Raw genomic sequence first — 6,847 nt, forward strand, 5'->3', positions numbered from 1 at the left:
AACCGCTGCGCCCGTACCCGGACCTGACGGAGCGTCAAGATAGAACAGGTTCTACGAGAAGGGAACAGCCCGGCCGGAGTGCGGCCACCGGCCACCACGGGTCAGCGGTCGAAGTCGAGCTCCACCTCCCCGGTCACTGGATGGGACTGGCAGGCCAGCACATACCCCGCGTCCGTCTCCTCCGGCTCCAGCGCGAAGTTGCGGTCCATCCGCACCTCGCCCGAGACCAGGAAGGCCCGGCAGGTCCCGCACACCCCGCCCTTGCAGGCGTACGGCGCGTCGGAACGGCTCCGCAGGACCGTCTCCAGCAGGGACTCGCCCTCCTGCACCGGCCACCTGCCCGAGCGGCCGTCCAGGGTCGCCGTGAGCGTGCTGTGCGCGGAGGCCTCGACCCGTGGCCCGGCGGATGCTTCCGGGCTGTCCGCGACGTGAAAGATCTCCTGGTGGATTCGGGTCCGGTCGACCCCCAGGCCGTTCAGCGCGCCCTCGGCGGCCCGGACCAGGCCGAGCGGACCGCACAGGTACCAGCCCTCGATCCCGGCCACCGGCAGGAGCGCGGGCAGCAGTCCGGTGAGCCTTACGCGATCGAGCCGGCCGGAGGGGAGGCCCGCCTGCTGTTCCTCCCGGGAGAGCGCGGTGACCAGCTGGAACCGGTCCGGATAGCGGTCCTTGAGGTCGGCGACCTCGTCCAGGAACATCGTCGACGCGGCGGTCCGGTCGCTCCGGATCAGGCAGAACGAGGCGTCGGCCTCCCGGGCCAGCAGGGTCGCCGCGATGGACAGCACGGGGGTGATGCCGCTCCCGCCGACGATCGCCGCGAACTGCCCGGCGCGTGGTGCGAGCACGAAGCGGCCCATCGGAGGCATCGCCTCCACCTGGTCGCCGACCGCCAGTTCCTTGAGCGCGTACGTGGAGAACGCGCCGCCGTCGACGAGCCGGATGCCCACCCGGAGCGCGGGGTCGGCCGGTTGCTCGGTGGCCGGTGCACAGATCGAGTACGAACGCCGGACCTCCTCGCCGCCGACGGTGTAGCGCACATTGAGATGCTGGCCGGGCTTGTGGCGGAAGGTCTCGCGAAGCTGCGGCGGCACGGCGAAGGTGACGGCCACCGAATCGTCCGTGAGCCGCTCGATCGCGCTGACCCGGAGCGGATGGAACATCTACAACTCCTTGAAGTGGTCGAACGGTTCGCGGCACGACACACAGCGGCGCAGCGCCTTGCAGGCGGTCGACGAGAAGCGGCTCAGAAGCTCCGTGTCGGTCGAGCCGCAGTGCGGACAGCGCACCGACAGGGTGAGTGGCACGGGCCCCGCTGACGACCCTGCTGAGGGCCGTTCGGTGTCGTGCGGTCTTGGGGGCGCTATGCCGAACTCGGCGAGCTTGCGCCGACCTTCGGCGCTGATGTCGTCCGTGGACCAGGCAGGGGAGAGGACCGTGACCACGGAGACCTCGGTCATGCCGTGGTCGTGCAGTACCCGCTCGATGTCCGTGGACATGGTCTCTATCGCCGGGCAGCCGGTGTACGTCGGGGTGAGCCGCACTGTGACGCGGCCCGGTGCGAGCACCTCCACGCCCCGGAGCACGCCCAGCTCCTCCAGGGTCAGGACGGGCAGCTCCGGGTCGGGGACGGCGCCCGCGAGGCTCCGCAGCTCCTCCTCCAGCGGCGTCCAGGTCACCATGACGCCCCCGGGTGGCTGCGGTGCAGGTGCTGCATCTCGGCGATCGTCCGGCCGAAGGGCTCCGTGTGGATGCCCTGCCGGCCTGCTCCGGCCGTCCAGGCTCCGGTCTGCGGGCCTGTGGGAACAGTCAGCGTGGCCCGTTCCAGCACGGTGGTGATGGATTCCAGCCAGCGGCTGTGCAGCGCCTGCCAATCCACGTCGACGCCTTCGACGGGCTGGAACAGCTCGCCGGTGTAGCGCCACAGGGCGTCCACCCCGTGCTGCATGCGCTCGTGGCTCTCGGGCGTGCCGTCCCCGAGGCGCAGGGTCCACTGCTCGGCGTGGTCGCGGTGGTAGGCGACCTCCTTGACGGCCTTGGCCGCCAGACCCGCGAACTCGCCGTCCCCGGCTGCCAGCCGCTCGTACAGGCCGTGCTGGTGGACCGAGAAGTACAGCTGGCGGGCGATGGTGTGGGCGAAGTCGCCGTTGGGCTGCTCGACCAGCTGAACGTTGCGGAAGGCGCGCTCCTCGCGCAGGTACGCCAGCTCGTCCTCGTCACCCGCCAGGGAGAGCAGGATCCGGGCCTGACCCAGCAGGTCCAGGGCGATGTTGGCGAGGGCCACCTCCTCCTCCAGCACCGGGGCGTGGCCCGCCCACTCCCCCAGCCGGTGCGACAGCACCAGCGCGTCGTCGCCGAGGGCGAGGGCGGCGGTCACAGGTGCTTCACCCCGTCCGGGATCGCGTAGAAGGTCGGGTGCCGGTAGGGCTTGTCACCCGCCGGTTCGAAGAACGTGTCCTTCTCGTCCGGCGAGGACGCCGTGATCTGGCTGGACGGCACCACCCAGAGGGAGACGCCCTCGGAGCGGCGCGTGTACAGATCGCGTGCGTTGCGCAGGGCCATCTCGGCGTCCGGGGCGTGCAGGCTGCCGGCGTGGGTGTGGGAGAGCCCGCGCCGGGAGCGCACGAACACCTCCCACAGCGGCCAGTCGGTCGAGCTGCTCATGCTGTCGCCTCCCCGTTCGCTGCAGCCGTGTTCGCTGCAGCCGTTTTCAGTACATCGGTGTTCGGTGCATCGGTGTGCTTCCGTACGGCGGTGTGCTTCCGGGCGTACGCGGCGGCCGCGTCCCGGACCCAGGCGCCTTCCTCATGTGCCCGGCGGCGCTGGGTGAGGCGTTGTTCGTTGCACGGCCCGTTGCCCTTCAGGACCTCCTGGAACTCCGTCCAGTCGATCGCCCCGAAATCGTGCTGACCGCGCTCCTCGTTCCACCGGAGGTCCGGGTCGGGGAGGGTGAGGCCCAGGACCTCGGCCTGCGGGACGCAGATGTCGACGAAGCGCTGCCGCAGCTCGTCGTTGGAATGCCGCTTGATCTTCCAGGTCATCGACTGGGCCGAATGCGACGAGGCGTCGTCCGGCGGGCCGAACATCATCAGGGACGGCCACCACCACCGGTTCACGGCGTCCTGGGCCATCTCGTGCTGTGCCGGAGTCCCCTGACTCAGGGCGAGCAGCAGCTCGTAGCCCTGGCGCTGGTGGAAGGACTCCTCCTTGCAGATGCGGACCATGGCCCGGGCGTAGGGACCGTAGGAGCAGCGGCAGAGCGGCACCTGGTTGGTGATCGCGGCACCGTCCACGAGCCAGCCGATGGCGCCGACGTCCGCCCAGGTCAGGGTCGGGTAATTGAAGATCGATGAATACCGCTGGCGGCCCGCGTGCAGTTTGTCGAGCAGCTCCTCGCGGCCCGTGCCGAGGGTCTCCGCCGCGCTGTACAGATACAGCCCGTGTCCCGCCTCGTCCTGCACCTTGGCCATCAGGATGGCCTTGCGGCGGAGCGAGGGTGCACGGGTGATCCAGTTGGCCTCCGGCTGCATGCCGATGATCTCGGAGTGGGCGTGCTGCGCCATTTGCCTGACCAGGGAGGCGCGGTAGGCGTCCGGCATCCAGTCACGCGGCTCGATGCGCTCGTCGGCCGCCACCGCCGCGTCGAACGCCGCCTCCAGGGCCCCGTCCGCCCCATCGGTACTGCCTGCTGTCGCCTGCGCTGTCTGGCCCGCAGTCACTGCCGCCATCCCGGACTCCCTACCGACCGATCGTTCGGTTCAATGTCTTCAATGGTGAGTCTGCGGCCCGTAGGGTGTCAACCCTGTGGATAACTGACCGGGATCGACGGGGATCGGGGCGGGATGGATTCGTACGACGACAAGGGCGTCGGCGGGGGCGTCGGTGAGAGCGTCACTGGCGGGGACGAGAGCGTGACCGACCCCCGTACACGGACGGTTCCCGAGCCCCGCGCTCAATCGGACGCCCGTACCGATTCGGGCCCCCCGGCCCCCCGCGTTGGTCCCGAGGCCCCCCGCGTCGGCCCTGAGCCCCGCGTCGGCCCTGAGCCCCGCGTCGGCCCTGAGCCCCGTGTCGGTATGGCCGGGCTCTCGTTTCCGTACCAGGTCGTCGCCGCTGTGGCGCTGTCGGTGATCGGGCTGATCGCCTGCGCGCAGATGGCCATGGTGTTCCTGCACGTCGCCCCCTCCAACACGCTGACCAAACAGCACGGCGAGGCGGTCGACCAGTGGATCTACCCCGAGTTCGAGCAGAACTGGAAGCTCTTCGCACCCAATCCCCTGCAGCAGAACGTCGTCGTGCACGTGCGTGCCGAGATATCCGGCCCCGACAAGCGGCGGACCACCCCATGGATGAGCCTCTCGGGCGAGGACGCCGAGGCGATACGCGGCAATCCGCTGCCCAGCCACGTCCAGCAGAACGAACTCCGCCGGGGATGGGACTTCTACCTCGGTTCGCACGACAACCAGAACCGGGCCAACGGGCTGCGTGGCGAACTCTCCGAGCAGTACATTCGGCGCATCGTGATGCTGCGTCTCAGTGAGCACGACTACGGCGGCAACATCCTGAGGATCCAGGTCCGGTCCGAGGTCCGGTCCGTGGCGGCCCCCGCGTGGAGCGGCGAGAAGATCAGCACCAAACCGTCCTACCGGGTACTGCCCTGGTGGACCGTTACCGCGGCCGACCTGCCCAAGGGCTCGGCCGCCTCCGAGGAGGCGGACCAGTGAGCACACCCGGCTCCGACCGCACGCTCGCCCGCGGTATCCAGCGCATCACGGCCGTATCCCTGGGGCCGTACCAGAGCGCCGTCATCCGGATCGGCTTCGCCGGCACGTATCTCCTGTTCCTGCTGCGCGAAATTCCGCACCGGCACGAGATGTACGGCCCCGACGCCCCGTGGCGCTGGGACATGGCGCACCAGCTCATCTCCGGCAACCAGGCCTTCACCACGCTCATGTGGTCGGACAGCGCCGTCTGGTTCGAGATCGTGTACGCGCTGGCCCTGGTCGCCGCCGCGCTGTTGATGGTGGGCTGGCACACCCGGGCCATGTCCGTCCTTTTCATGGCCGGTGTGCTCTCCCTGCAGAACCGCAGCATCTTCATGGGGGACGGCGGCGACAACGTCATCCACCTCATGGCGATCTACCTGGTGCTGACCCGGTGCGGACAGGTCTGGTCCCTGGACGCGCGCCGCGCTCGGCGCTCGGCCGGCGGCGACCCGCGCAGGGGCGGTGTCGTCGGCCCGCTGCTGTGGGTGGTCCTCGGCGCGGTCCTCTGCGGGGCCACGGTGACGGGGAGCCTGGGCGGAACCACCTGGCTGCCGGTCTTCTTCTGGATCCTGTGGATCGGCCATGGCGTCTGGTGGGCCGTGAACCGGTACGCACCGGACAGCGAGCCGCGCACTCTGCTCGACGTCATCGCCAACCTCGCGCACAACGCCACGCTCGTCGTGATCATGGCCGAGGTCTGTCTGATCTACGCGACCGCGGGCTGGTACAAGATCCAGGGTTCGCGCTGGCAGGACGGCACGGCGCTGTACTACCCGCTCAATCTCGACTACTTCACGCCGTGGCCCGGTCTCTCGGACCTTCTCGCGTCGAGCGGTGTGATGGTGATGGTGCTGACGTACGCCACCGTCGTCGTGCAGGTTGCCTTCCCCTTCACCCTGTTCAACCGGCGCGTCAAGAACGTGCTGCTCGTCGTGATGATCTGCGAGCACGCGGGCATCGCCCTGCTGCTGGGGCTGCCCTTCTTCTCTATGGCCATGATCGCCGCGGACGCCGTCTTCCTGCCGACCGTCTTCCTCGTGTGGCTCGGGGGCAAGACGGTGCTCGGGCGGGATCTGCTGCTCCGGCGACGCGGCAAGGTGCCGGGGCCGCGGGACGGTGCGGGTGTCGGTGCGGATGTGGGTGTAGGCGCGGATGCCGGTGCGGATGCCGGTGCCGAGGGGCGGGAGGCACCGCAGCGCCGTGACGGCGAGGGCCATACGCTCGTCGGGTGAGCAGCGAGACAGGCAGTACAGGCAGCACCGATGGTGCGGGCGAGCCGGCGCAGTACGACGAGGGGTTCGGGACGGAGATCGGTGTCGGGCCGCACCCGCTGCCCTGGCCCGTGGGTGAGCGGTACGACCCCGAGCTGCTCGCCCACGGCGACCGGCGCAACGTGGGCGATGAGTACCGCTACTGGACCCGCGAGGCGATCGTCGCCGATCTCGATCTGCGGCGGCACGACTTTCACGTGGCGGTGGAGAACTGGGGCCACGACTTCAATATCGGTTCCGTCGTACGCACCGCGAACGCCTTCCTTGCCAAGGAGGTGCACATCGTGGGGCGGCGGCGCTGGAACCGTCGCGGAGCGATGGTCACCGACCGCTACCAGCATGTCCGTCACCACTCGGACACCGCGGAGCTGACCGCCTGGGCGGCGGTCGAAGGGCTGCCGATCATCGGGATCGACAATCTGCCGGGCGCGGTGCCGCTGGAGCGGACCGAGCTGCCGCGGCGGTGTGTGCTGCTCTTCGGGCAGGAGGGGCCCGGGCTGACCGAGGAGGCCCGCAAGCACGCCTCGATGGTGTGCTCGATCGCGCAGTTCGGGTCTACGCGGTCGATCAACGCGGGGGCTGCGGCGGCGATCGCGATGCATGCGTGGGTGCAGCGGTATGCGGATATTTCGGGGGGCGGGGCGTAGGGGCGGGGCGTTGGGGTGGGGCCGGAGGGGCGCGGCCGGAGGTCGGGTGGGGGCGCCTGCGGCGGGCCTTGCCCCACCCCGCCCCGTCCCGTAACCGGGGGGGGGGGGGGGGGGGGGGGGGGGGGGGGGGCGCGGGGGGGGGGGGCCGGGGGGGGCGGGGGGGGGG

8 protein-coding genes are annotated in these 6,847 nt (G+C 70.2%); 3 read left to right on the forward strand and 5 right to left on the reverse strand.

The genetic code is table 11. The annotated features are described in order from the left end of the window. Window positions 1-101: 101 nt before the first annotated feature. From ACIBJG_RS04560 to paaA, 5 genes are read right to left on the reverse strand one after another with little or no spacing between them, the layout of a single operon-like run. Entirely contained in the window at window positions 102-1,160 is a 1,059-nt protein-coding gene (locus ACIBJG_RS04560) for a 2Fe-2S iron-sulfur cluster-binding protein (RefSeq protein ID WP_399303831.1), read from the reverse strand. Next, the gene (gene paaD / locus ACIBJG_RS04565) at window positions 1,161-1,679 is read right to left on the reverse strand and encodes a 1,2-phenylacetyl-CoA epoxidase subunit PaaD (protein WP_399303833.1); all 519 of its coding nucleotides are present in this window, start codon (window positions 1,677-1,679) and stop codon (window positions 1,161-1,163) included. Next, window positions 1,673-2,374, reverse strand: a complete 702-nt coding sequence (gene paaC / locus ACIBJG_RS04570) for a 1,2-phenylacetyl-CoA epoxidase subunit PaaC (protein WP_399303835.1) — start codon at window positions 2,372-2,374, stop codon at window positions 1,673-1,675. The genes paaD and paaC overlap by 7 nt, the downstream gene beginning before the upstream one ends. Beyond that, complete coding sequence (paaB, locus tag ACIBJG_RS04575; protein WP_219572877.1) at window positions 2,371-2,661, reverse strand: 1,2-phenylacetyl-CoA epoxidase subunit PaaB; 291 nt, start codon at window positions 2,659-2,661, stop codon at window positions 2,371-2,373. The genes paaC and paaB overlap by 4 nt, the downstream gene beginning before the upstream one ends. Beyond that, entirely contained in the window at window positions 2,658-3,725 is a 1,068-nt protein-coding gene (gene paaA / locus ACIBJG_RS04580; protein WP_399303837.1) for a 1,2-phenylacetyl-CoA epoxidase subunit PaaA, read from the reverse strand. The genes paaB and paaA overlap by 4 nt, the downstream gene beginning before the upstream one ends. 114 nt (window positions 3,726-3,839) lie before the next feature. Between paaA and ACIBJG_RS04585 the strand changes: the two genes are divergently transcribed. Genes ACIBJG_RS04585 through ACIBJG_RS04595 form a run of 3 tightly spaced genes read left to right on the forward strand, consistent with a single transcriptional unit; the run spans window position 3,840 to window position 6,681 of the window. Beyond that, window positions 3,840-4,721 carry a DUF5819 family protein gene (locus ACIBJG_RS04585; RefSeq protein WP_399303839.1) on the forward strand — a complete coding sequence of 294 codons (882 nt, stop codon included), beginning with the start codon at window positions 3,840-3,842 and terminating at the stop codon, window positions 4,719-4,721. Further along, a complete protein-coding gene (locus ACIBJG_RS04590) occupies window positions 4,718-5,995 on the forward strand; it encodes an HTTM domain-containing protein (RefSeq protein ID WP_399303841.1) in 1,278 nt (425 codons plus the stop codon). The genes ACIBJG_RS04585 and ACIBJG_RS04590 overlap by 4 nt, the downstream gene beginning before the upstream one ends. Beyond that, entirely contained in the window at window positions 5,992-6,681 is a 690-nt protein-coding gene (locus ACIBJG_RS04595; RefSeq protein ID WP_399303843.1) for a TrmH family RNA methyltransferase, read from the forward strand. The genes ACIBJG_RS04590 and ACIBJG_RS04595 overlap by 4 nt, the downstream gene beginning before the upstream one ends. Window positions 6,682-6,847: the final 166 nt, after the last annotated feature.

Source organism: Streptomyces sp. NPDC050422 (assembly GCF_044458665.1).
In the GTDB taxonomy this organism is placed as follows: domain Bacteria; phylum Actinomycetota; class Actinomycetes; order Streptomycetales; family Streptomycetaceae; genus Streptomyces.

What these genes read in the sequence shown, in the direction of transcription:
- ACIBJG_RS04560 (WP_399303831.1), bottom strand. Translation starts at nt 1,160, where the DNA reads ATGTTCCATCCGCTCCGGGTCAGCGCGATCGAGCGGCTCACGGACGAT.
- paaD (WP_399303833.1), bottom strand. Translation starts at nt 1,679, where the DNA reads ATGGTGACCTGGACGCCGCTGGAGGAGGAGCTGCGGAGCCTCGCGGGC.
- paaB (WP_219572877.1), bottom strand. Translation starts at nt 2,661, where the DNA reads ATGAGCAGCTCGACCGACTGGCCGCTGTGGGAGGTGTTCGTGCGCTCC.
- paaA (WP_399303837.1), bottom strand. Translation starts at nt 3,725, where the DNA reads ATGGCGGCAGTGACTGCGGGCCAGACAGCGCAGGCGACAGCAGGCAGT.
- ACIBJG_RS04585 (WP_399303839.1), top strand. Translation starts at nt 3,840, where the DNA reads ATGGATTCGTACGACGACAAGGGCGTCGGCGGGGGCGTCGGTGAGAGC.